Raw genomic sequence first — 22715 nt, 5'->3', positions numbered from 1 at the left:
TGTCATCAAGGCATGGGGATGCCCGTCCTGCCTGGCGGACGCGTGAAGGCGCGACCGCCTTCACAGGCCCGAGGAGAACCGATGCGCCCTTGCCTGGTTTCCGTCCCCATCCTGGTGGCCGCCACCCTGTTGGCGGCATGCCAGCCGACCCGCGCGTCGCCGCCCCGGCGTGCCTACCACTGTGCCGACGGACGGGTGGTGCAGGCGGGCTACGAGGGCACGGATCGTGCCGTGCTGGCCGTGGATGGCGCCACCCATCGGCTCACGATCGCCCTTTCGGCCAGCGGGGCGCGCTACGTGGGCGACGGCTGGCAGTGGTGGACCAAGGGCATGCATGACGCGTGGCTGGCGCCATTGCAGCCTGGAGAAAACATCGCCTCGGCGCCTGGCGTGGCATGCCAGGCGCAGGGCGGGCCATGAAATCCGCGTGACGCCGGGCCTCCCCGAGGGAGCGAAGTCACGAAGCGTCGTCGGGCACCGGTTCGGTCGCGTTGATGACCGCCAGGAAATCGCGTCCGTAGCGCTTGAGCTTGGCCTCGCCCACGCCGCTGACGTCGGCCAGTTCGTCCTCGTTGGCCGGCATCGCCCGCAGCATCGCCAGCAATGTGGCATCGTGGAACACCACGTAGGGCGGCACGCCCTGTTGTTTGGCCAGACGCGTGCGCAGGGCGCGCAAGGCGTCCCACAGCGGTTGTTCATAGGCCTCGATGCCGAGGCTGGCACCGGTGACGAGCTGGCTGTCGTGGCGCCGGCGCGCACTGCGCACGGGACGCGCGTCCTCGCGCAGCAGCACTTGCTGGCCGCCGGTGAGCACCGCGCGGCTGGCCGTGGTCAGGCGCAGCGTGCCGTAGCCTTCGGCGTCGGCCTCCAGCAGGCCGGCCGCCAGCAGCTGGCGGAACACCGAACGCCAGCCCTTCTCGTCCATGTCGGCGCCGATGCCGAAGGTGGTCAGCCGTTCGTGGCCCAGCTGCCGCATCCGCTCGCCCTCGATGCCGCGCAGGATGTCGATCACGTGCCCGGCGCCGAAGCGCTGGCCGCTGCGGTAGACCGCCGAAAGCGCCTTCTGCGCGGGCACGGTGGCGTCCCAGGTCTTCGGCGGCTCGATGCAGTTGTCGCAGTGGCCGCAGGGTCCCCGGTAGTCCTCCCCGAACGCGCCCAGCAGCAGCTCGCGCCGGCAGCGGGTGGCCTCGGCAAAGGCGAGCAGGCCTTCGAGCTTCTGCCGCTCGATGCGCTTGCGCTCGTCCGCCGAATCGGACTGGGCGATCATCTGGCTCATCGTCACCACGTCGGAAAGTCCGTAGAGCATCAGCGCCTCGGCCGGCAGGCCGTCGCGGCCGGCGCGGCCGGTTTCCTGGTAGTAACCCTCCATCGAGCGCGGCAGGTCCAGGTGCGCGACGAAGCGCACGTCAGGCTTGTCGATGCCCATGCCGAAGGCGACCGTGGCGACCATCACTACGCCATCCTCGCGCAGGAAGCGCTGCTGGTTGGCCGCGCGCACGCGCGCATCGAGCCCGGCGTGGTAAGGCAGGGCCTCGATGCCCGCCTCGGCCAGCCAGGCGGCGGTCTCGTCGACCTTCTTGCGGCTCAGTGCATAGACGATGCCCGCTTCGCCGCGGTGCCCATCGAGGAACTGCATCAACTGCGTGCGCGGGTTGTGCTTGAGCGTCACCCGGTAGCGGATGTTCGGTCGGTCGAAACTGGAGACGAACTGGCGCGCCTCGCCCAGGCCCAGACGATCGACGATTTCCGCGCGCGTGCGCGGATCGGCGGTCGCGGTGAGCGCGATCCGCGGGATCTGCGCGAAACGCTCCTGCAGCACCGTGAGCTCGCGGTACTCGGGGCGGAAATCATGTCCCCACTGCGAGACGCAATGCGCCTCGTCGATGGCGAACAGGGCCACGTCGATCCGTTCGAGCAGGCCCAGGAAGCGCGGCGTCAGCAGCCGCTCGGGCGCCACGTAGAGCAGTTTCAGACCGCCGGCGAGCAACCGGCGCTCGACCTCGCGCTGGTCCTCCGGCGGCAGGCTGGAGTTGAGGTAGGCGGCGGCGACGCCGGCCTCGCGCAAGGCGTCGACCTGGTCCTGCATCAGTGCGATCAGCGGGGAAACGACGATCGCCGTGCCGGGCCGCAGCAACGCGGGAATCTGGTAGCACAGCGACTTGCCGCCGCCGGTAGGCATGAGCACCAGCGCATCGCCACCCTCGGCCACCGCGTGCACGATGGCCTGTTGCTGGCCGCGGAAGCTGGCGTAACCGAAGACGCTGTGGAGAAGATCGAGGGCGGGGGAGGACATCGCGTGCATGCTACCAAAGCGCTGTCCCACGGCCGTCGGCGACGGGTGCCACGGACGGTCGGCAGAGCCGGACGAAGGGTGTAGGGCACTTGCCCGGTGCGGCGGGCGGGCTGACGCCTAAGGGGGCAGGCCCCAAAGCGCACGGTCCAGGTCCGCGTCCAGTCCGAAGCGCGACAGCGGCACGCGACCGTTGGTCACTTCGATTCCTTCGGCGCGCAGCAACCGGCATTGTTCGCGGAAGCCGCGACTGCCGGGCGGCAACGCGACGTGCCCGCTGGCGCGCAGCACGCGATACCACGGCAGCTCCATCCCCTCCGGCGTCTCGCCCAGCAGCTTGCCGACCAACCGCGCCCGCCCGGGCAGGCCGGCGCGGGCCGCGATGGCGCCGTAGCTGGCCACGCGGCCGCGCGGGATCGCGGCGATCGCCTCGTAGACGCGGGCGTGGCTTTCCTGCATGGGCCGTCACTTTGGCGCGATGGGGTGGCAGGTTACCATCGGGCCCGCATCAAGGAGCCCGCCCATGCGCCATTTCGAAGCCGTGCGTTCCCACGTCGGCAGCCAGTACACGCTGCGGCAGAACGACCCGTACCTGATCAGCTTCGATCTCGCCCTGCCGCTCGGCCGCCACCAGGGCATCTACCTGGCCGAGCTGGAGGACGAAGGCGGCCGCCGCTACCTGCGCCTGTCCACGCCGATCGGGCCGCTCGCCGGCACCGACCCGCGCCGCTGCCTGCGCTTCAACTGGGAGCAGCGCACCGGCTTCCTGGCAGTGGCCGATCTGGACGGTTCGCCCTACCTGCACCTGTGCGAGAACCGTCCGTACGAATTCCTCGACGGCAGCGAGCTGGAGCGTTTGATCGGTGAGCTGGGACAGCTCGGCGACCAGCTGGAGCAGATCATCGCCAGCGAGGGCGACAGCCTGTAACCCCGCGTTCCCCCGAAGCCCGCTCGCGGGCGGGCAGAGGTCAGAATGCCTGCGCCAGCCGCACGAAGCCGTAGGCCAGCAGCGCGGTGACCGGCAGGGTCAGGATCCAGGCCCACACCATGCGCTCGACTACCGACCAGCGGATCGCATTGAACCGCTTGGCCGCGCCCACGCCCATGATCGACGCCGAGACGTTGTGCGTGGTCGACACCGGAATGCCGAACGCCGAGGCGGTGAGGATCACCGCCGCCGAGCTGCCCTCGGCGGCGAAGCCGTTGATCGGGTGCAGCTTGACCATCTTGTGGCCGAGCGTCTTGATGATGCGCCAGCCGCCGCCGGCGGTGCCCGCGGCCATCGTCAGCGCGCATACCACCGCTACCCAGGCGGGCACGTCGAAGCCGCCCTCGGCACTGCCGGCGATGCGCAGGAAACCCAGCCAGCGCGGCAGGTGCTCGAACTGCCCCGCCGCGGTGCCAGTGGCCAGCGCCAGCGCAATGATGCCCATGCTCTTCTGTGCGTCGTTCATGCCGTGCGCCAGGCCCATCGCACTGGCCGAGACGATCTGCGCCTTGCCGAAGAACGCATTGACGAACGGCGTGCGCCCCAGCCGCTGCAGCCAGCCCTTGCGGTTGGCCAGCCAGGCGAACAGCGCATAGAGCGCGCCCATCAGCATGAAGCCGATGACGAAGCCCATCAGCGGCGACACCACCATCGGCACCACCACCTTGGGAATCACGCCCTTGCCCGACCACCAGCTGCCTTCGGCCCAGATCACCGAGCCGAAGTTGCCGCTGGCCGCGGCGATGGCGGCGCCCACCAGCGCTCCCACCAGCGCATGGCTGGAGCTGGAGGGCAGGCCCCACCACCAGGTGATCAGGTTCCACACCGTCGCCGCCAGCAAGGCGCAGATGAGCAGCTGCGGACCGGCGTCGACCACGTGGGTGTTGATCAGTCCCGCGGCGATCGTCTTGGCGACCGCGGTACCCCACAGTGCGCCGATCAGGTTGGTCACCGCCGCCAGCAGCACCGCCTGGCCAGGGCTGAGCACCTTGGTCGCCACCACCGTGGCGATGGAATTGGCGGTGTCGTGGAAACCGTTGATGTAGGTGAAGGCGAGCGCAATCGCCACCACCGCGAAAACCAGGCCGAAGCTCATGCGGGCGGCCTTAGGAGTTCTTCAGCACGATCGAGTAGACGATGTTGCCGACGTCGCGGCACTTGTCGATCGCCTTCTCGATCAGCTCGAACAGGTCCTTGGCGAGCATCGCCTTCATCGCGTCGTCGCCCTCCACGTACAGCGTGCGGTAGGGCGCCAGCAGCATGCGGTCGCCTTCGGATTCCAGCGCCTGCAGGCGGTCCTGCAGCTTCTTGACCGGATCGATGCGCAAGCCCTGGCGCAGTTCGCCGATCATGTCCACCACCACGCTGACCGATTCCTCCAGCACGCAGGCGCGCTGGGCGAAATTCACGTCCCGCACCCGCTCGGCCACGATCGAGTAGCGCTCGGCAAACTTCTCCACCGTCTTGGGGATCTTGTACAGCGCGGAGTTGAGCGCCTCGATGTCCTCGCGGTCCAGCGCGGTGACGAAGGTGTTCACCAGTTCCTCGCTGATCTGCGCGGCCAGCGCCTTTTCGCGGGCGCGGGCGCCGGAAAAGTCGGCCATGACCGGTGCGCGCTCGGTGTGCTCGAGCGTCTGGCGCAGCGCCTTGGCGCTCTCGTGGGCAGCCGCCGCGCTCTGTTCCAGCAGGCCGTAGAACTTGTCGCCCTTACCGAAGATGGTCTGCAGTGAAAACATGCGCTGGCGCCTGGGAGTGAAGGGGGGAAACGGCGGAATGGTACAGGAGCGCCGTGGCTTCACGCACGGCCGCCTATTGTGGGCGGGCCTGCCACAAGCCTTACACTTGCGCCCATGCCTCCCCCAGAACCCCTGCCGCGATGCTGACCGATATCGCGCTCGTGATCCTGCTGTCGGTGTTCAACGGCTTCTTTGCGTTGTCGGAAATGGCGCTGATCGCCTCGCGCAAGAGCCGCCTCAAGCAGATGGCCCAGGGCAGCCGCCGCGCCCGCGTGGCACTGCGTCACGCCGAAGCGCCGGAACACTTCCTCTCCACCGTGCAGGTCGGCATCACGCTGGTGATGCTCATCACCGGTTCGCTGGCCGGCGATCGCCTGGGCGACCACGTCGCGGCCGCGCTGGAGGGCACCCGTCTCGGCTGGCTGGCACCGTATGCGCATGGCCTGGGCGTGGTGCTCGGCTTCGTGCTGATTTCCTACATCCAGGTGGTGGTCGGCGAACTGCTGCCCAAGCGCCTGGCATTATCGGCGCCTGAGCGGATCTCCTCCGTGGTCGGCGTGCCGATGCTGCTGCTGGCACGGCTCACCCTGCCGTTCGTGTGGCTGGTCAACGTATCCAGCGGGCTGCTGTTACGCCTGCTCGGCGTGCGCCGACAGGGCCAGGGCCGTGTGACCGAAGAGGAAATCCGCCTGCTGGTCGCCGAGAGCGCCGAGCAGGGCGTGCTCGACGCGGACGAGCACAACATGGTCAACCGCGTGCTGCGGCTGGGGGATCGCACGGTCGACAGCGTGATGACGCCGCGCATGCGCATCGCCTGGCTCGACCACTCCGCGCCGCGCGCGGAGAACATCGCAGTGATGCGCCAGACGCCCTACTCGCGCTACCCGGTCTACCAGGGCGACGAGAGCGACGTGGTCGGCGTGCTGGAGGTCAAGAGCCTGATCGGCGGCATCGCCGGCGACACGCCGGAGCTGTTCCGCCAGCTCGCCAAGCCGCTGTACGTGCCGGCCACGGCGCGCGCGATGGATCTGCTGGAGGAGTTCCGCGACGCCGAAACGCCGATGGCGCTGGTGGTCGACGAGTACGGCGACATCGAAGGACTGGTGACGCTCAACGACCTGCTTGCCGCGGTGGTGGGTGCCAGCCAGCTCGGCCACGGCGGCAGCGAAGAGCATCCTCCGATCGTTGCACGCGAAGACGGCAGCTGGCTGGTCGACGGTTCGCTCTCGACCGAGGATCTGCGCGAGCTGCTGCACATCGAACGCCTGCCCGGCGAGGAGGAACACGAGTTCCGCACCGCCGCCGGCATGGTGATGACGGCGCTCGGGCACATCCCGCAGGTGGGCGAGGTGTTCGCCTGGCGCGGCATCCGCTTCGAAGTGGTCGACCTCGATGGCGCGCGCATCGACAAGCTGCTGGTGACACCGGCGCCGCGGATCGAGCCGGCGGACGACGAGCAGTAGAAGATTTCGTCGCCAGCGGGTGAAGGTGAATCGCCCGGTCCAGCCCCGAACCTGCGGAATGGTCCGGGGCCTTCCCCCCGGGACAGGCCGGCTCGCGAAAGAGGTGAACAGGCGCGGTTCGGCTTTTCACGCCTCCTTTGCTAGGCTCGACCCGATGTCTGCCTTCAAGCCCGCCAGCGTGAGTGCCGCGTTGCCGGCACCACCGTTGCCCCGGCCGGACCAAAGCTGGGCCCTGTTTCTCGACGTCGACGGTTGCCTGCTCGAATTCGTCGACGATCCGGCCGCAGTGGTGGTGTCGCCTTCGCTGCACACCCTGCTGCACGCGCTCCACGACCATCTGGGCGGAGCCCTGGCACTGGTCAGCGGACGCGGCGTGGACGACCTCGACCGGCTCTTCCGCGCCCCGCCGTGGGCCCTGGCCGGCCTGCATGGCTACGAACAGCGCCGGCCCGATGGCCGCCGCCGCGAGGTCGCCGTCGACCCCGCCGACCAGGCCCGCATGCGCGCGGCGGTGCAGGCCCTGGCGGCGCAGCTGGACGGCGTGCAACTGGAAGACAAGCATCACGCGATCGCCCTGCATTGCCGGCGCGACCCGGATCGCCTGCCGGCCCTGCGCGAGGCGGCCCAGGCCGTCGCCGCCACGCTGCCAGGCTACGAGCTGCAGCCGGGCAACCTGGTCGTGGAGTTCAAACCCGCCGGCATGGACAAGGGCCGGGCGGTGGACGAGCTGATGCAGCAGCCGCCGTTCGCCGGCCGCACGCCGGTGTACCTGGGCGACGACCTGACCGACGAGCACGCGTTCATGGCAGCCAACCGCACCGGCGGCCTGAGCGTGCGCGTGGGCGACCGCGAGCCGACGCATGCCCGGTTCACGCTGTCTAGCCCGGTGGCCGTCCACGCTTGGCTGGAGCAGGTGCGGGACGCGCTCGGCCACGGACCAGACCATCCAAAGGGAGTTTTCATCGATGCCGACAGCGGCGGAGGACAACCACCAACGCGCCAGCCGTGAGCTGGCCTTCACCGGCGATGGCCGCGCCTCGACGGCGGGCCGCACGCGCGCACCCATCGGTGGCGTTCGATGAGCCGTACCGGCAAGAAGCCCGCTCGGCTGGTGGTGGTGTCCAACCGCGTCGCCATGCCCAAGCAGACCGCCACCGGCGGACTCGCCTCGGCCATGCGCGCCGCGCTGCAGGAACGCGGTGGGCTTTGGTTCGGCTGGAGCGGCAAGATCGCCCCGAGCAGCGCCGAGGAGCAGCATCGGCTCAACGACGGGCAGATCGACTACGTCACCATCGACCTTTCCCGCGCCGATCACGACGACTTCTACGCCGGTTTCGCCAACCGCACGCTGTGGCCGCTGTTCCACTACCGCCCCGACCTGGTCGACTACCAGCGCAGCCATCTGGAAGGCTATCTGCGGGTCAACGCGCTTTTCGCCGACGAGCTGGTCAAGCTGCTCGAGCCGGACGACATCATCTGGGTGCACGACTACCACCTGATCCCGCTGGCGGCGATGCTGCGCGAACGTGGCGTGCGCAACCGCATCGGCTTTTTCCTGCATACGCCGCTGCCCGCCGCCGCCCTGCTGATCGCGCTACCGAAGCATCGCGAGCTGCTGGAGACGCTGGCCAGCTACGACCTGGTCGGTCTGCATACGGCGCGCGACCTGCGTGCGCTGGAGGACTACTTCCTGCACGAGGTCGGCGGCGCGATGCGGCCGGGCGGGCGGCTGCGCGCAGCCAACGGGCGGCTGTTCCGCGCCGGCGTGTTCCCGATCAGCATCGACACCGCCGAGGTGGCCGATATCGCGCGCAAGTCGATGACCGAGGAAAGCGTGCGCGATTTCAGGCAGAGCCTGGATGGCCGCGACCTGATCATCGGCGTGGACCGGCTGGACTACTCCAAGGGACTGGCGCAGCGCTTCGAGGCCTTCGCCCACGTGCTCGAGCGTTCGCCCACGCTGCACAGCCGCGTCACCTTCCTGCAGATCGCGCCGCCCTCGCGGGGCGCAGTGCCGGAGTACCGGCTGATCCGCCGCGAGCTGGAACGCATGGCCGGCCACATCAACGGCAAGTTCGCCACGCCGGAGTGGGTGCCCATCCGCTACGTCAACCAGTCCTTCCCGCATACCCTGCTGGCCGGTTACTACCGCGTGGCGCGGGTGGGCCTGGTCACGCCGCTGCGGGACGGCATGAACCTGGTGGCGAAGGAATACGTCGCCAGCCAGGATCCCAAGAATCCCGGCGTGCTGGTGCTGTCGCGCTTCGCCGGCGCCGCGCAGGAGCTGACCGAGGCGTTGCTGGTCAACCCGGCCGATACGGTCGAAGTGGCCGACGCGCTGGAGCGCGCTCTGGCGATGCCCCAGCGCGAGCGCATCGCGCGCTGGAGGTCGATGATGGACGTGCTGCAGCGGCATGACCTGACGGCCTGGCGCAATGCGTTCCTGCATGCGTTGACCAGTTGATCGGCGTTGGCGGTTCGTCCCTGGGGCGCCCAAAAGCCGTCTCCCTCACGCGCGCGCCGCCCACGATCGGGCTACGCTTGCCCGATACCCAGGGGAGCCCACCATGAAGCCACGCGTCGCCGTCCGCCCCATCCTGCTGGCCCTGCTGCTCACCGCCAGCGCCGCCCTGCCCGCTGCCGACGCGCCGCAGGCGAAGTATCCGAACTACCCCAGCGAAACACCGGCGCAGTTCAAGCCCGCCACTGCCAGCTTCGACTACGTGCGGCGCGAGGTGATGATCCCGATGCGCGACGGCGTCAAGCTGCACACCGTCATCCTGGTCCCCAAGGGCGCGAAGCACGCCGGCATCCTGCTCACCCGCACGCCCTACGACGCCAACGCGCTGACCAGCCACACCATGAGCGGCCACCTCGCACCCATGCTCGAGGGCTACGACAACGCCACCGACGTGATCGTCGAGGATGGCTACATCCGCGTGGTGCAGGACGTGCGCGGCAAGTACGGCTCCGAGGGCGACTATGTGATGAACCGGCCGGTGCACGGCCCGCTCAACCCGACCCCGGTCGACGACGCCACCGACACCTACGACACCATCGACTGGCTGGTGAAGAACATCCCCGAGTCCAACGGCAGGGTCGGCACGCTGGGCATTTCCTATGATGGCTTCGAGCCGCTGATGGCGCTGGTCAACCCCCATCCGGCGCTCAAGGTCTCGGTGCCGATGAATCCGATGGTCGACGGCTGGATGGGCGACGACTGGTTCCACAACGGCGCCTTCCGCCAGCAGAACATGAGCTACATCTACGAACAGGAAGCCAGCCGCGACAACTCGATCCACTGGTGGTCGAACTACCACGACACCTACGACCTGTTCATGCACTACGGCTCGGCCGGCGCGCTGGGCGAGGCCTATGGCATGAACCAACTCGGCTTCTGGAACAAGGTGGTGGCGCACCCGGCCTACGATACGTTCTGGTCGGCACAGGCGGTCGACAAGCTGCTCGCGAAGCAGCCGCTCAAGGTGCCGGTGATGCTGGTACACAGCCTGTGGGACCAGGAAGACATCTACGGCGCGCAGGCGGTGTACCGCGCGATCAAGCCGAAGGACACCGGCGGCCAGATGGTCAAGCTTGTGATGGGTCCATGGCACCACGGCCAGGAGATCGACGAAGGCAGTTCGCTCGGTGCGATCCAGTTCGGCAGCGACACTGCGAAGTATTTCCGCGAGCACATCCTGCGCCCGTTCCTGGCGCAGTACCTCAAGGACGGCGCGCCCAGGGCGAACCTCGCCCCGGTCACCGCCTTCCAGACCGGCACCAACCGCTGGGAGCGGCTGGACCGCTGGCCGCTCGCCTGTGAACGGGGCTGCGCCACCACGAGCCACCCGTTGTACCTGGAGCCGGGCAATAAGCTTGGCTTCCAGGCGCCCGCCCAGGGCGCCGCTTACGACGAATACGTCTCCGACCCGGCGCATCCGGTGCCTTACCGCGCCCGCCCGAGCCAGCCGATGGGCTACGACAACGGCCTGACCTGGTCGCAGTGGCTGGTCGACGACCAGCGCGAGGCCTCCGGCCGCACCGACGTGCTGACCTACGTCTCCGAACCGCTGAGCGCGCCGCTGGCCATCGCCGGCGCGCCGGAGGTGAACCTGGTCGCCTCCACCAGCGGCACCGACAGCGACTGGGTGGTCAAGCTGATCGACGTCTACCCGGACCAGGTCGCCGAGCAGCCTGACATGGGTGGCTACCAGTTGGCCGTGGCGATGGACATTTTCCGCGGCCGCTACCGCACCGGCTTCGACAAGCCCGCGCCGCTGGCCGCGAACCAGCCCCTCGCCTACCGCTTCAGCCTGCCCAACGCCAACCACGTGTTCCTGCCCGGCCACCGGCTGATGGTGCAGGTGCAGTCGAGCTGGTTCCCGCTGTACGACCGCAATCCGCAGACCTTCGTGCCCAACATCTTCAAGGCGCAGCCGGCCGACTACGTGAAGGCAACGCAGCGCGTGTACCACGCACCAGGCAAGGCAAGCTTCATCGCCCTGCCCGTGGTCGCCAAATAGGCCGCCACGCCATCGCAGTGGCCCGCCTGCGGGCTCCTGCGATACGCCGGCTCAGGCCGGAACTTCCTGCCCGCGATAGAAGCGGTGGTGGGCCAGGCCCAGCAAAGCCAGGTCCTCGTGCGTGTCGCCATAGGCGTAGACGCGCGCGTAGCCATCCATGTCGAAGCGCTCGCGCACGCGTCGCGCCTTTTCCTCGCCGACGCATTGCGCGCCAAGGTAACGTCCAGTCAACCGGCCGGCGCGATGTTCCAGCACCGAGCAGACCCACGCCAGATCGTGCGCATGACACCAGGGCGCCAGGTACGCATCGAGCCCGCCTGACACCACGGCCACGGTATCGCCCTGCGCCTGGTGCCAGCGGACGCGCGCCATCGCTTCCGGCCGCAGCAACGAAGGCAGCGTGTCGGCGGCGAAGGCCGCGCCGTGGGCCTGCACGGCGGCCATCGGCACGCCGCTGAAGCCGATGCGTACGACCGCCGCGCGCACCGCCACGCCGGAGACCACGCCGCATTTGTAGCCGGCCAGCCACGGTGCCAGCAGCAACCGGCCCCAGGCCTGCCGGTGCCGCGGCACGGCGAGATACATGAAGCCGGGCATGGTCTCGCCGGTGGTGATCGTTCCATCGAAGTCGAACAGGGCGAGGTTCGCCATGGCGCCAGATCCTGGGGGGCGGGGCATTCTAGCCAGGCAACGGGAGACCGGCTTGCAGCAGCAGGCGATGGCCGCTGGGATCGCGCAGAAACGCCGCGTCCCTGCCATCGAGCTGGTGCAGGTATCCGTCGCCGGGAAGCCCGGCCAGTAGCGCCGGCAGGTCCTCCACCGCCAGTACCAGCCGATCGGCGGCGAGGTCGTTGCTGGCTGCCGGCGGTTGCAGGCTGCGTCCCTGCGGCACGCGGTAGCCGAGCAGTTCCAGGTGGGGCGGCCCGCCCTGCGCGGGTTCAAGGCCGATCACGTCGACGTCCACGCCGCGCAGGCCGTCGAGTCGGTCCTGCGCGGGACCACGGTTGCGCGACCGTCCGGCGACCTGCCAGCCCATCGACGCGTAGAACGCCAGCGAAGCCCCTGCATCGGCCACCGCAATCGCCGAGTGGTCGATGCCCAGGAACAGTCCCGGCGCGTGCTGCCAGCATGGCGCGCCCACCCCGGTGGGAAAGTGGATCAGCTCCAGAGGATGACCCTCCGGATCGCGGAACTTGAATGCGCTGACGTTTCCGGTGTCCGGCGGCAACGTCTGCGGGCCGCCCTGGCTGATCGGCCCGACCGCGTACCGGCCCAGCTGCGCGTAGGCGGCGGCCATGTCCGACACCACGATCGCCAGGTGCTGGAAGCACAGGTCCGCCGCGTTGGCCTGCGCCGGGTATGCCCGGCCGGGCGGGTCGAAGGCGGCGAGTTCCAGCTCCTGCGCCCCCAGGCGCAGGCGTGCGGTGCGGGCGCGTGCGCCGGGCACTCCCATCAGCTCGCCCCAGGCCGGAGCGCCGATGCGACTCTGCACGAGCAACTGGAAGCCAAGCGCCTCGCAGTAGAAGGCCACCGCGCGTTCGAGGTCAGCCACGTTGCGGCTCACCCGGTCAAGCCGGAGCACCCGGCCGCTCATGGCCGCTGTGCGCCGCGTGTATTGGTGTAGATCGCGTACAGCGCCTGCGAGGCGCACAGGAACAGCCGGCAACGGTGGCGCCCACCGAAGCACAGGTTGGATACACGGCTGGGCACGTTGATCCGGCCCAGCAAGCTGCCGTCGGCGTCGAAGCAATGCACGCCGTCGCCGGTGGCGATCCACAGATGGGCCTGCTCATCGCAGCGCATGCCGTCGGCATGGGTGTCGAGGAATACCCGGCCGTGCGCGAGGCCGGGCAGCCCGTCACCGGTGCCCGCCACCACGTCGAACACATGGATCGCCTGCTTCGGCTCGGCCGCGAACTGCAAGCCGGTCTCGGCGACGTACAGGCGCGATTCGTCCGGCGAGAAGCACAGCCCGTTGGGTCCGTCGAGATCCTCCACGACCGCCCTCAGCCGGCCGCTGCGCGGATCAAGGCAGTACACCGTCGCGGGCAACTCGGCGCACTGCTTGCCGCCTTCGTAGTCGGTCTGGATGCCGTACGGCGGATCGGTGAACCACACGGTGCCGTCGGACTTCACCACGACGTCATTGGGCGAGTTGAGCCGGCGGTCCTGGTAGCGGTCGGCAAGCACGGTGGTGGCGCCGTCCAGCTCCGTGCGGTGGATGCAGCGGTCACGGTGCGAGCACGACAGCAACCGACCCTGGCGATCGCGCGTGTGGCCGTTCTCGAAACCGGACGGCTCGCGGAACACCGACACCCCGCCGCTTTCGCTCCAGCGCAGCACGCGGTTGTTCGGGATGTCGCTGAACAGCAACTCGTCGCGGTCAGCGAACCACACCGGCCCCTCCAGCCAGCGGAAGCCGTCGGCAAGCTTCTCCAGTGGCGCGTTGGGCAGCACCAGCGCCCTGAAGCGCGGGTCGACGATGTCGAAATCAGCCATCGCCGTCGTCCAGCGCGTTGGCCGGCTTGCCGCGCGCGCCGGCCTGCTGCAGTTGCACCAGCATCAGCACCGCCGGTTCGCTGCCGACCGTGCCGGAACGGTGGCCCCGGTGGCCCTGCGCATCGGCCACACAGTGCTGGTCGCCGCCGAAGGACACCTCACCGGCCCCCATTTCCACGCGCCTGCCATCCATGCTCTCGACGAACCAGCGCCCCGACAGCGGCACGATCCACTGCGGCTTCGGATTCTCGTGCCACTCGCCGACCCAGCCCGCCGGCAGCACGGCGAACACCACGGTCGACTCGCCCTTGCCCTGGCTGGCGTTCCACTGCGGGGCGGCGCCGCCCATGCTTTGCTGCTGGAAGTCGTCCACCACGCAACGCGACTGATGGCTCACACCCTGCTCGTCTGTCCAGATCTGCCAGTAGGTGGCGCGCGGCGCGGCCTGGTCATTCATGCGTGTCTCCCGGCGCCAGGCCCGGCGCGGTACCGGCGGGCGTGTACACGGGCGTGGAGGAAAGCGGATGCGTGACCACCGCGCCCAGCGGTGCCAGCTGCGTGCCGAAGGTGAGCAGCAGCATGCCGCCGGCCACGCAGAAGTTCTTCAGGAAATCCCAGAAGTGGGTGCGGGCCACGCTGTCGCCCTGCTTCCAGAAGTCCCGATAGGCCCAGAAGTCGTGGTAGAGCAACGCGGTGACGATGCAGTAAAGGCCGAGCAGGAACGCGGCCAGCCGGTCATGCCACCCGGACAGGATGCAGGCCGGCCCGAGAAGCTCCAGCGTCATGCCCAGCACCAGCAGCACCGGCCCTCCGGGCAGGAAGCTCGAATTGGCCTGCTTCAGCGCGCCTTCCCAGTTGAGGATCTTGTCCAGCGCGCTGAAGGGGAACAGCACGACCAGGAAGATGCGGATCACCAGCGGCACGCCGATCAGGTCGATCCCGTTCATCGCGGGGCCTGCCCGGCCGTAGCCGCATCGCGGGCGCCCAGCCGCTCCTTCAGGTGGTCGGCCACGCGCAGCGCGTTGGCAATGATGGTGAGCGTGGGGTTTACCGAACCGATCGACGGAAAGAAGCTCGCGTCGGTGACATACAGGTTGTCCAGCTCGTGCGCCTTGCAGTTGAGGTCCAGCACGGAATTCGCAGGGTCGGTGCCGAAGCGCAACGTCCCGGCCTGGTGCGCGGTGCCGCCGATCGGGATCTCCTTGCCCAGTTCGAACTTGCGCTCCAGCAGTTGCGGATGCTTGCCAGCGCCACGCACCAGCGCCTTGAGCTTTTCCTTCAGCCGCTCGTGCGCCTCCAGGTTGTTGTCGTACTGCTGCAGCGTGACGTGGCCGTCCGGTCGCAGGCAGACGCGGTTCTCCGCTCGCGGCAGGTCTTCGCTGGAGAGCCAGAAATCCAGCGCGTGGTGCGCCATCTGCTCGAACGGCAGGTCCGGCAGCCATTCCAGCCAGCCCGGCAAGGCCTCGCCGCGGATGGTCTGCGGATGCGACTTGCCGGTCATCTGGATCAGGCCCAACGGGTAGTCCCAGTCGTCGGCGCCAAAGTAGTAGTCGGCCACCGCCAGGGTCTTTTCGAACACCGTGTCGTTGCGCTCGCGCGAAAGCGCCAGCATCACCGACTGGTTGTGCCGCATGTAGTTGCGGCCGACCTGGTCCGAGCCGTTGGCCAGCCCGTTCGGGTGGCGATCGTTGGCCGAACGCAGGAGCAGCAGCGCCGAGCTCAGCGCGCCGCAGGCGACCACCACGATGTCCGCGGTGTAGACCTCCTGTTGCTGGTTGCGCTGGACGTTGACCGCGGTGACGGTGCGTCCGGACGGATCGGTGTCCAGCGTGTGCACGTACGCGCCGGTCAGCAGCGTCACGTTCGGATGCGCGGCCAGGGTCGGGTCGACGCAGATCACCTGCGCGTCGGCCTTGCCGTTGAGCAGGCACGGATAGCCGTCGAACGCGGCGCAGCGGATGCAGGTGCTGGTGGGCGCGACGACGCCGTCACGCTCGTCCAGCAGGATGCCCAGCGGCATGTGGAAGGGCGTGACACCCTGCCCGACGAAGTTGTCGTGCAGTTCCTGGATGCGCGGTTCGTGCGAGACCGGCGGGTACGGGAAAGGCGCGCTGGCGGGTGGCTCGGTGGGATCCTCCCCGCGCTGGCCGTGCACGTGGAAAAGCTGCTCAGCCTGCGTGTAGTACGGCTCGTAGTCCGTGTACGACAACGGCCAGGCCGGCGAGATGCCTTCGCTGTGCCGGATCTCTCCGAAGTCCCGCTCGCGCAGACGGAACAGGGCCGCCCCGTACATCTTCGAATTGCCGCCGACGTAGTAGTGCAGGCCGGGGTGGAACAGCGTGCCGTCCTTGTCGTACCAGCTTTCCTTGGCGACGTAGGCGCCATCGACGAAGACGGTTTCGGGGTCCCAGTTCTCGATCCCGCGCTTGAGGTAGCCGCCGCGCTCGAGCATCAGGATGCGCTTGCCGGTCGGCGCCAGGCGCTGCGCCAGCGAGGCGCCGCCGGGCCCGGTGCCGATCACGATGAGGTCGTAGTGCTGGTCGGGCATGCCGTCTCCTGCAGGGCGCGGCTGCGGCCGCGCAGGGCTGCGGATGCAAGCCGGCGCAGTGCCGATGGGATGCGCATCCGGGCCGGCATTCCGGCCAGCGACCAGCATGCGCCAGGCCATGTCGTCCTGCCGTTGAAGCCTCCTGGAAGCGGTTCTTTCCCCGAATGGGGTCTTCCCCACCGCGCCCGCTCGGTGTAGAACCGCTCCATCGTTGCCAAACGAACGACCGCCGCATGAGCGATACATCCAGTGAGATGAAGCTTCTGATCCGCCTGGCCGAAGACGACGACGATTTCATCCTGGGGCTGGTCCCGCGCTTCGTGGACTTTCCCCTGCCGCCCTGGCGCAAGCGGCACGAATGCATCGAGGGCATCCGCAAGGACCTGCTGCGTCATCTGGAAGACGGCACGGCAAACGATTTCCTGTTCGTGGCCGAAGACGGCGACGGCACCGTGGTGGGCTTCATCGAACTGCAGAAGACGCAGGATTTCTTCACCGGCCGCACCAACTGCCACATCAACAACGTCGCAGTGGCGCCGGCCTGCGAAGGCCGCGGCGTAGGCAAGGCGCTGATGGAGCATGCCGAGCACTGGGCGCGCGAGCACCGCTGCGCGCTGATCACGCTGGCGGTATTCCCCGGCAACGAGCGCGCCCGTGCGGTCTATGAGGCTGCCGGATACGGCGTGGACCTGCTGCGCATGGTCAAGCCGGTGCGCTGACGGCCCGGCCGCAACCTCCGGACCATCTGCAAGGCACGGATCGCGGCTTGCTCCCCCGCATGCGAAGGAGCGGCAAAACCGCGTCCTAGAAGCTGCGGCCGTCCACTGGCACGCGCTCGAGGCCTGCCAGCTCGATGCCGTCCAGGCAGCGCACGTTGATCGCCGCCATGGCCTTGCCATCGGGCGCATTGCCAAGGCCGAACGGGGCGCAGCCGCAGGTCGGACAGAAGCGGTGCTCGATGGCGTGCTTGTTGAAGGTGTAGGTGGCCATGTCCTGCTCGGGCGTGGCCAGCTTCAAATGCTCGCGCGGCACGAACCACAGCAGGTAACCCTTGCGGCTGCAGTGGGAACAATTGCAGTCGATGACCTTTTGCAGGTCGCCTTCGACGTCGTACGCGATGCGTCCGCAGTGGCAGCTGCCGTGGTAGCGCATGGATGTTCCCGGGTCGTGGCAGGAGTCCCATTGGAACACAGCCGCCAGTCGGCGCCCCGTTCCGCCGACTGGACCTATCCAAGCCCGCCCTACCCAGGTGCCTGGCGATCGGGACGCAGGTAGCGGCCGGCGAGCGCCGGCATCACCAGCAGGTTGAGCACAGTGGAGGTAAGCAAGCCGCCGAGGATCACGATCGCCATCGGCCCCTCCACCTCGCGGCCCGGCTCGCCGCTGCCGATCGCCAGCGGCAGCAGGCCGAGCGCGGTGACCAGCGCGGTCATCAGGATCGGCGTAAGCCGCTCGCGTGCGCCCCGCAGGACCGCATAGCGGTTCCAGTGCGCACCCTCGGCGGTGACCAGATGCTCGTAGTGGGCGATCAGCAGGATGGTGTTGCGCGCGGCGATGCCGAACAGCGTGACGAAACCGACCAGTGCGCCGATCGACAGCACGCCGCCGGCCAGCGCCGCCGCGATCACGCCGCCGACCAGCGCGAACGGCACGTTGGCCAGGATCAGCGCTACGCTGCGACGGTCCGGGAAGCTCAACAGCAGCAGCGCAATGATCGCTGCCGCCGCGAGCGCGCTGTGCAGCAGCAGCGCGTGGCGGGCCTGGATGGTGCCCTGGGCGGCGCCGCCGAATTCCACGTAATAGCCGGCCGGCAGCTTGAGCTGCCGATCCAGCGCCGCACGCGCGCTGGCCACGAAACCCACCACGTCGGGGTTGTCCGGCGTCACCGCCAATACCAGCCGACGGCGTCCACCTTCGTGCTGCACGCTGGCACGGCCCTTGACCAGGTCGACCGCGGCCACTTCCGACAACGGCACGCTCTGCCCGTCGGCCGCGGGCAGCAACAGCGCGCCGACCGCCTCCGGATCGCGGGCCGCGGCGTTGTCCAGCGTGAGCCGGATCGCCACCGGCTGCACCCCACGGTACACCTCGCCCACGATCACGCCCTGGTGTGCGGCGGCGATGGCGTCGAGCACCTCGGTCATGCGCAGCCCACGCGCGGACAGCCGGTCCGGATCGGGCACGATGCGCATGGTCGGCACGCTGGGCGAGCTGGCCAGCCGCACGCTGCCGGCGCCGGGCACGGCACGCACGATCGCCTGCGCCTGCGTGGCCAGCGCGTCGAGCCGGTCGAGGTCCGGCCCATACAGGCTCAGCGTGACCGGCGCGGTTTCGCCGGAGAGCGATTCGCTGATGCGGTCGCCAAGGAACGTCACCACTTCGGAACTCAGGCCCGGGTAGCCGTCGAGCAGCTTGCGCAACGCCGCCTCGATGCGGATCTGCGCGTCAGCCGCCAGGCCGGGCTTCAACTCCACGTGCAGCTCGCCGCGGTTGGGCGGCCAGGTGTCCTGCACCGCTTCGGCGCGTCCCATCTGCAGCGACACGCTGGCCACGCCCGGAATGGCCAGCACGCCACGGCTGATCCGTTCGCCGATGCGGTCCATCTCCTGCAGCGAGGCGCCGGAGGGCCCGGTCACCTGCAGCACGAAATGGCCTTCGCGGAACTCCGGCAGCAGCGAGGCGCCGAAGAACGGCAGCGCCGCCACCGCCAGCACGCCGACCAGCAGCGCGGCGACCAGCAGCGCGCGGCCATGCGGCAGGGCACGCTCGAGCAGGCGGTGCTGCGCCAGCTTCATGCGCTTGAGCCAGCGTGGCTCGCGGTGCCGCCGACCGGGGCGCAGCAGCCACAGGCACAGCGCCGGCGTCACCGTCAGCGCCACCAGCAGCGAGGCGAAGGTCGCCAGCAGGAAGGCGCCGGCCAGCGGCGCGAAGAAGCTCCCTTGCAGGCCCGGCAACAGCAGGATCGGCACGAACACCAGGCCGACCACCACCGTCGCCAGCACCACCGGCCGACGCACTTCCAGGGAAGCGGCGAGGATGGTGTCGATGCGTGGCGCGCCGCGGCCGGCCACGCGCAGGCGCCGGTCGATGTTCTCCACGTCGATGATCGCGTCGTCCACCACCACGCCGAGGGCGACCGCGAAGCCACCCAGGGTCATCGTGTTGATGGTCCAGCCGAACCAGCGCAGCGAAAGCACCGCCAGCGCCAGCGACAGCGGGATGCTGGCGAAAGAGATCAGCGCGGTGCGCCAGTCCTTCAGGAACAGCACCAGCACGATCAGCACCAGCGCGCCGCCGAAGGCCAATGCATCGCGCATGTGGGTCAACGCCACTTCGACGAAGGTGGCCGGACGGTGCAGCGCCGGCACCAGCGTCACGCCCTGCGCCTTGAGCATGGGCTTGAGGTCGTCCAGCGCCTTCTCCACCGCGTGGGTGACTTCCAGCGTGTTGCTGCCGTACTGGCTGGTCATCGCGACCAGGATGCCGGGGCGCGCGTCGATGCGCGCATCGCCGAACGCCGGCGCGGCGCCGACGCTGATGCTGGCGACGTCCGCCAGGGTGATGTTGCGCCCGGCGTGCCGGGTCAGCACGGTGCGGCCCAGTTGCGCCGGGTCGGCGAGGCCGCCGTCGGCCTCCAGCACCACGCGCTGGCTGGGCGTGTCGATGTAGCCGGCGCCGCGCACGCCAGTGGCGGCCGAAGCGGCCGTGCGCACGTCCTCCAGCGTGAGGCCGTAGGCGGCCAGGCGGTCCGGGTGCACGCGCACCTCCCATTCGCGCACGCCGCCGCCGAACACGATGGCGTCGGCCACGCCGGGCACGGCGAGCAGCCGCGGCTTGACCGTCCAGTCGGCCAGCCCGCGCAGCGTGAGCGGATCGAGCGTGTCGCTGACCAGGCCGAACTTGAGCAGGTCCATGGTCGAGGAAGTCATCGGGCTCAAGGAAGGCGCGTCCACGCCGGCCGGCAGGTTGGCCGCCGCCTCGGTGACGCGCTCGGCCAGCAGCTGGCGGTCGCGGAACGGATCGCTGCCCTCCTTGAACACCACGTCGACCACGGCCAGGCCCTGGATCGACTGCGAGCGCACCACGTCGACGTCGGTGGTGCCGTTGACCGCGTTCTCGATCGGCTGGGTCACGCGCTGCTCGACCTGCAGAGCGGTGAATCCGGGTGCTTCCACCTGCACGGTGGCCTGCGCCGGCACGAAGTCGGGGAACACGTCGTACTTGGCGTCGATCAACCGCTGCACACCCAGCGCCAGCAGCAACACGGCCAGCAGCACGACCCAGCCGGGAGCGCGCAGTGCGCTGCGAATGATTGCCGTGAGCACGTTCAGTCGTCCGCGGGTTCGGCGCTGCCTGGCGTTGGCGCGGCGTCCACCGCGATCAACGCTTCGGCGCCCTGTACCACGACCCGCTCGCCCGGCTTGAACGGCGCGCCGACCAGCCAGCCGGCCGGTGTCATGGCCCGGGGCTGCACCGCACGGCGCTCGAACCGGGTCGGACCGGTGGCGACATAGGCCCAGTCCAGGCCGTTCCAGCGCACGACCGCCGTACGCGGAAGCAGCACGCCACGCACCGGCGCGCCTTGTCCGTGCAGCTGCGCGGTGAGCACCATGCCGGGTACCAGCGGACCGGCGCTGGCCTGCAGCAACCAGCCGGCCGCCAGGCCCGAAGTGCTGCGTGGAAGCTGGCCGAGCACCTGCGCCGGCAGGTCGGCGCCGTGCGGCATCTGCAGGGTCGCTGCGTGCACCTGCAGGCTCAGGTCCGGACGGCCGAGCGGTTCGGCCTTGAGCAGCACCTGCGTGCCATCGACCAGTGCATCGAGCAGCTTCTCGCGCCGACTGGCCGCCATGCCGGCCAGCTGGTCGCCCCAGCCGGTGCGCAGCGCGACGCGCGCCTCGCGCAGCCGCGCGCGATCACCCGCTGCCTGCGCGCGCGCCGCCTCCAGCGCCTTGCGTGATGCATTGCCGTTGGCCGCAAGCAGGGCCTGCGTGCGGGCGACTTCGGCTTGCGACGCATCCGCCGCCGCCTGCGCCGCGTTGACATCGTCGATCGCCTTGGCCAGCGGCACCGGGTCGAGCACGTCGGCGACCGCCCGCGTGGTCGGCGGCATTTCGCCGGCAGCCAGCGTGGCCAGGCGCAAGCCCAGGCGCGACTGCGCCGCGGCATCCAGTTCGGTGGCTGCGGCGACACCGGCCAGCGAGGCAAGCAGCAGGGCCGCCAGTGAGGCAAAGCGTTTCATGGGCGATCTCCTGCGGCTGGCCAGAGTGCCGCTTCGGCTGGATCCAGTGGCGTGCGCAACGCATCCTCGAGCGCCGCCTCGGCTTGCCAGGCGGCGTCGAGCGCGGCGAGCTCGGACTGGCTGGCGGCGAGCGCAGCCAGGCGCGCGCCGAGCATGGCCGTGCGGTCGATGGCGCCGAGCTGGAACGCGCGCTCGGCCTGCCCGCGCGTGCGCTGGGCCGCCTGCGTCCCCGCGCGCGCCGCATCCAGGGCCGGCAGCGCGGCGGCCAGGCGTGAGCGCGCCGCGTCGATGGCGCTGTCGATGTCCGCCTGCACGACGCGCACATGGGCAGCGGCCGCCTCGCGCCGCGCGCGCGCCTGGGCGATCGGGCCCTGGTTCTGGTTGAACACCGGCAGGCCGAGGCTGGCGTTGAAGGTGAGCTTGCGGATGCCGTGGTCGTAGGTGTAGCCCGGCCCGAGCGAAAGCTGCGGGTACTGGTCATGAATCTGCTGGTGCAGTTCGGTCTCGCGTTGGGAGTATTCGACCAGCGCGCGCTCGAGATCGGCGCGGGCGAGCAGGGCATGGTCGGCGAGCGTGTCGATGCGCGCGGACGGTGGTGCGGTCGGCCGGTCGAAGTGGTCCCAGTGCAGATCGAGCCCTTCCAGTGCCGCGACCGGCACGCCGATCGCACGCGCAAGTTGCGCCTGCGAGCTGGCCGCGCGCTGCGCCGCGGCGGCCTGGTCGCTGCGCGCCTGCGCCAACGTCTGCACGGCCTGCAAGGCGACCTGCGGTTCGTCCTCGCCCAGTGCCACGCGCTGGCGCGCCGCCTGCTCCAGCGCGGTGGCGGCCGCCACCGTGCGGGCAGCGAGGTTTTCCTGGCGTTGGGCAAGCAGCCGCTGCGCCAGCGCATCGCGTACGGCGCTGCGCACGCTCCAGACCTTTTCGGCATAGTCCAGTCGCGCGCCGCGCACGGCCTGGTCGGCCAGTTGCACCCGCAGGCGCCGGCGCAGGCCGCCATCGAGCAGGAAATCGGTACTTAAGCCCCACAGCCAGGGTGCGCTGCCCGCCTGCGCCTGGGTATAGCGCTCCAGGGCCAGGCTCAGGGTCGGATTGGCCCGCACCCTGGCCGTGTCCACCGCGGCGCTGGCGCCGGCCAGGTGCGCGCGCGCTTCGGCAAGGTCGGGATTCAACGCGAGTGCGGCAAGCAGCAGGTCGGCGCGGCCGTAGCGCGCCGACGGCCATTGGCCATGGTCCTCCGCGGGCAGCCAGGGACGCAGGCGTGCGGCAAGGGCCGGGTCATCCAGCCGGCGGGCCTGCCACTGTGCATGCGTCACCGCCGGATCGACCGGCGCTGGCTGGTAGGTAGCGCAGCCGCCGAGCAACACCGTTGCGCAGGCGGCCAGGCAAAAAAAAGGATGGCGCATGACGCCATCCTTGCAGAACGTGCTTA

At 69.6% G+C, this 22715-nt stretch carries 21 protein-coding genes; 7 read left to right on the top strand and 14 right to left on the bottom strand.

The window, feature by feature from the left end:
• Positions 1-81 precede the first annotated feature (81 nt).
• Positions 82-420 (top strand): MliC family protein, encoded by a 339-nt coding sequence (locus BMZ38_RS15370; protein ID WP_091339751.1) that lies wholly within the window; start codon positions 82-84, stop codon positions 418-420.
• A 37-nt stretch (positions 421-457) separates the two neighbouring features.
• Here the strand turns inward: BMZ38_RS15370 and recQ are convergent, their stop codons facing one another.
• The gene (recQ, locus tag BMZ38_RS15365; RefSeq protein WP_091340013.1) at positions 458-2293 is read right to left on the bottom strand and encodes a DNA helicase RecQ; all 1836 of its coding nucleotides are present in this window, start codon (positions 2291-2293) and stop codon (positions 458-460) included.
• A gap of 117 nt (positions 2294-2410) precedes the next feature.
• Positions 2411-2749 (bottom strand): MGMT family protein, encoded by a 339-nt coding sequence (locus BMZ38_RS15360; protein WP_091339748.1) that lies wholly within the window; start codon positions 2747-2749, stop codon positions 2411-2413.
• A gap of 64 nt (positions 2750-2813) precedes the next feature.
• Here BMZ38_RS15360 and BMZ38_RS15355 point away from each other — a divergent pair, with 64 nt between their 5' ends.
• Positions 2814-3218: a hypothetical protein gene (locus BMZ38_RS15355; protein WP_091339745.1), complete on the top strand. Its 405-nt coding sequence runs from the start codon at positions 2814-2816 to the stop codon at positions 3216-3218.
• 40 nt (positions 3219-3258) lie between these two features.
• On the opposite strand, the gene BMZ38_RS15350 is transcribed toward BMZ38_RS15355, so the two are convergent.
• Together BMZ38_RS15350 and BMZ38_RS15345 are read right to left on the bottom strand one after the other, a co-directional pair.
• Positions 3259-4374: an inorganic phosphate transporter gene (locus BMZ38_RS15350; RefSeq protein ID WP_091339742.1), complete on the bottom strand. Its 1116-nt coding sequence runs from the start codon at positions 4372-4374 to the stop codon at positions 3259-3261.
• 10 nt (positions 4375-4384) lie between these two features.
• Positions 4385-5014: a DUF47 domain-containing protein gene (locus tag BMZ38_RS15345; RefSeq protein WP_091339740.1), complete on the bottom strand. Its 630-nt coding sequence runs from the start codon at positions 5012-5014 to the stop codon at positions 4385-4387.
• A gap of 140 nt (positions 5015-5154) precedes the next feature.
• Here BMZ38_RS15345 and BMZ38_RS15340 point away from each other — a divergent pair, with 140 nt between their 5' ends.
• The 4 genes from BMZ38_RS15340 to BMZ38_RS15325 all read left to right on the top strand — a co-directional run bounded on the left by BMZ38_RS15340 (position 5155) and on the right by BMZ38_RS15325 (position 11000).
• Entirely contained in the window at positions 5155-6477 is a 1323-nt protein-coding gene (locus tag BMZ38_RS15340) for a hemolysin family protein (RefSeq protein ID WP_091339737.1), read from the top strand.
• A 154-nt stretch (positions 6478-6631) separates the two neighbouring features.
• Positions 6632-7486 (top strand): trehalose-phosphatase, encoded by an 855-nt coding sequence (gene otsB / locus BMZ38_RS15335; RefSeq protein WP_091339734.1) that lies wholly within the window; start codon positions 6632-6634, stop codon positions 7484-7486.
• A gap of 69 nt (positions 7487-7555) precedes the next feature.
• A complete protein-coding gene (gene otsA, locus BMZ38_RS15330; RefSeq protein WP_091339731.1) occupies positions 7556-8941 on the top strand; it encodes an alpha,alpha-trehalose-phosphate synthase (UDP-forming) in 1386 nt (461 codons plus the stop codon).
• 103 nt (positions 8942-9044) lie between these two features.
• A complete protein-coding gene (locus BMZ38_RS15325; protein ID WP_091339727.1) occupies positions 9045-11000 on the top strand; it encodes a CocE/NonD family hydrolase in 1956 nt (651 codons plus the stop codon).
• Between the two features lie 51 nt (positions 11001-11051).
• On the opposite strand, the gene BMZ38_RS15320 is transcribed toward BMZ38_RS15325, so the two are convergent.
• Genes BMZ38_RS15320 through BMZ38_RS15295 form a run of 6 tightly spaced genes read right to left on the bottom strand, consistent with a single transcriptional unit; the run spans position 11052 to position 16047 of the window.
• The gene (locus tag BMZ38_RS15320) at positions 11052-11651 is read right to left on the bottom strand and encodes an HAD family hydrolase (protein WP_091339726.1); all 600 of its coding nucleotides are present in this window, start codon (positions 11649-11651) and stop codon (positions 11052-11054) included.
• 28 nt (positions 11652-11679) lie between these two features.
• Positions 11680-12594, bottom strand: a complete 915-nt coding sequence (locus BMZ38_RS15315) for a VOC family protein (protein WP_091339723.1) — start codon at positions 12592-12594, stop codon at positions 11680-11682.
• Positions 12591-13499 carry an SMP-30/gluconolactonase/LRE family protein gene (locus BMZ38_RS15310; protein WP_091339721.1) on the bottom strand — a complete coding sequence of 303 codons (909 nt, stop codon included), beginning with the start codon at positions 13497-13499 and terminating at the stop codon, positions 12591-12593. Before BMZ38_RS15310 ends, BMZ38_RS15315 begins: the two co-directional genes overlap by 4 nt.
• The gene (locus BMZ38_RS15305) at positions 13492-13956 is read right to left on the bottom strand and encodes a cupin domain-containing protein (RefSeq protein ID WP_091339718.1); all 465 of its coding nucleotides are present in this window, start codon (positions 13954-13956) and stop codon (positions 13492-13494) included. Before BMZ38_RS15305 ends, BMZ38_RS15310 begins: the two co-directional genes overlap by 8 nt.
• Positions 13949-14446, bottom strand: a complete 498-nt coding sequence (locus BMZ38_RS18025) for a DoxX family protein (RefSeq protein ID WP_091339716.1) — start codon at positions 14444-14446, stop codon at positions 13949-13951. The genes BMZ38_RS15305 and BMZ38_RS18025 overlap by 8 nt, the downstream gene beginning before the upstream one ends.
• Positions 14443-16047 carry a GMC oxidoreductase gene (locus BMZ38_RS15295; protein ID WP_091340010.1) on the bottom strand — a complete coding sequence of 535 codons (1605 nt, stop codon included), beginning with the start codon at positions 16045-16047 and terminating at the stop codon, positions 14443-14445. The genes BMZ38_RS18025 and BMZ38_RS15295 overlap by 4 nt, the downstream gene beginning before the upstream one ends.
• A 233-nt stretch (positions 16048-16280) precedes the next feature.
• Between BMZ38_RS15295 and BMZ38_RS15290 the strand changes: the two genes are divergently transcribed.
• Entirely contained in the window at positions 16281-16766 is a 486-nt protein-coding gene (locus tag BMZ38_RS15290; RefSeq protein WP_091339714.1) for a GNAT family N-acetyltransferase, read from the top strand.
• An 85-nt stretch (positions 16767-16851) separates the two neighbouring features.
• On the opposite strand, the gene BMZ38_RS15285 is transcribed toward BMZ38_RS15290, so the two are convergent.
• The 4 genes from BMZ38_RS15285 to BMZ38_RS15270 all read right to left on the bottom strand — a co-directional run bounded on the left by BMZ38_RS15285 (position 16852) and on the right by BMZ38_RS15270 (position 22689).
• Positions 16852-17199, bottom strand: a complete 348-nt coding sequence (locus tag BMZ38_RS15285; protein WP_091339711.1) for a GFA family protein — start codon at positions 17197-17199, stop codon at positions 16852-16854.
• Between the two features lie 89 nt (positions 17200-17288).
• The gene (locus tag BMZ38_RS15280) at positions 17289-20372 is read right to left on the bottom strand and encodes an efflux RND transporter permease subunit (RefSeq protein ID WP_091339708.1); all 3084 of its coding nucleotides are present in this window, start codon (positions 20370-20372) and stop codon (positions 17289-17291) included.
• 2 nt (positions 20373-20374) lie between these two features.
• Positions 20375-21286: an efflux RND transporter periplasmic adaptor subunit gene (locus tag BMZ38_RS15275; RefSeq protein WP_091339705.1), complete on the bottom strand. Its 912-nt coding sequence runs from the start codon at positions 21284-21286 to the stop codon at positions 20375-20377.
• Positions 21283-22689, bottom strand: coding sequence for a TolC family protein (locus BMZ38_RS15270; RefSeq protein WP_091339703.1), 1407 nt, complete (start codon positions 22687-22689; stop codon positions 21283-21285). The genes BMZ38_RS15275 and BMZ38_RS15270 overlap by 4 nt, the downstream gene beginning before the upstream one ends.
• Between the last annotated feature and the right edge of the window lie 26 nt (positions 22690-22715).

It is taken from the genome of Frateuria terrea (assembly GCF_900115705.1).
Classification (GTDB): domain Bacteria; phylum Pseudomonadota; class Gammaproteobacteria; order Xanthomonadales; family Rhodanobacteraceae; genus Frateuria_A; species Frateuria_A terrea.
The sequence above is the reverse complement of the archived record's forward strand: the minus strand, read 5'-3'. Positions and strand labels throughout refer to the sequence as shown.

Coding starts and splice junctions, on each gene's coding strand:
- BMZ38_RS15370 (WP_091339751.1), top strand. CDS start 82: ATGCGCCCTTGCCTGGTTTCCGTCCCCATCCTGGTGGCCGCCACCCTG.
- recQ (WP_091340013.1), bottom strand. CDS start 2,293: ATGTCCTCCCCCGCCCTCGATCTTCTCCACAGCGTCTTCGGTTACGCC.
- BMZ38_RS15360 (WP_091339748.1), bottom strand. CDS start 2,749: ATGCAGGAAAGCCACGCCCGCGTCTACGAGGCGATCGCCGCGATCCCG.
- BMZ38_RS15355 (WP_091339745.1), top strand. CDS start 2,814: ATGCGCCATTTCGAAGCCGTGCGTTCCCACGTCGGCAGCCAGTACACG.
- BMZ38_RS15350 (WP_091339742.1), bottom strand. CDS start 4,374: ATGAGCTTCGGCCTGGTTTTCGCGGTGGTGGCGATTGCGCTCGCCTTC.
- BMZ38_RS15345 (WP_091339740.1), bottom strand. CDS start 5,014: ATGTTTTCACTGCAGACCATCTTCGGTAAGGGCGACAAGTTCTACGGC.
- BMZ38_RS15340 (WP_091339737.1), top strand. CDS start 5,155: ATGCTGACCGATATCGCGCTCGTGATCCTGCTGTCGGTGTTCAACGGC.
- otsB (WP_091339734.1), top strand. CDS start 6,632: ATGTCTGCCTTCAAGCCCGCCAGCGTGAGTGCCGCGTTGCCGGCACCA.
- otsA (WP_091339731.1), top strand. CDS start 7,556: ATGAGCCGTACCGGCAAGAAGCCCGCTCGGCTGGTGGTGGTGTCCAAC.
- BMZ38_RS15325 (WP_091339727.1), top strand. CDS start 9,045: ATGAAGCCACGCGTCGCCGTCCGCCCCATCCTGCTGGCCCTGCTGCTC.
- BMZ38_RS15320 (WP_091339726.1), bottom strand. CDS start 11,651: ATGGCGAACCTCGCCCTGTTCGACTTCGATGGAACGATCACCACCGGC.
- BMZ38_RS15315 (WP_091339723.1), bottom strand. CDS start 12,594: ATGAGCGGCCGGGTGCTCCGGCTTGACCGGGTGAGCCGCAACGTGGCT.
- BMZ38_RS15310 (WP_091339721.1), bottom strand. CDS start 13,499: ATGGCTGATTTCGACATCGTCGACCCGCGCTTCAGGGCGCTGGTGCTG.
- BMZ38_RS15305 (WP_091339718.1), bottom strand. CDS start 13,956: ATGAATGACCAGGCCGCGCCGCGCGCCACCTACTGGCAGATCTGGACA.
- BMZ38_RS18025 (WP_091339716.1), bottom strand. CDS start 14,446: ATGAACGGGATCGACCTGATCGGCGTGCCGCTGGTGATCCGCATCTTC.
- BMZ38_RS15295 (WP_091340010.1), bottom strand. CDS start 16,047: ATGCCCGACCAGCACTACGACCTCATCGTGATCGGCACCGGGCCCGGC.
- BMZ38_RS15290 (WP_091339714.1), top strand. CDS start 16,281: ATGAGCGATACATCCAGTGAGATGAAGCTTCTGATCCGCCTGGCCGAA.
- BMZ38_RS15285 (WP_091339711.1), bottom strand. CDS start 17,199: ATGCGCTACCACGGCAGCTGCCACTGCGGACGCATCGCGTACGACGTC.
- BMZ38_RS15275 (WP_091339705.1), bottom strand. CDS start 21,286: ATGAAACGCTTTGCCTCACTGGCGGCCCTGCTGCTTGCCTCGCTGGCC.
- BMZ38_RS15270 (WP_091339703.1), bottom strand. CDS start 22,689: ATGCGCCATCCTTTTTTTTGCCTGGCCGCCTGCGCAACGGTGTTGCTC.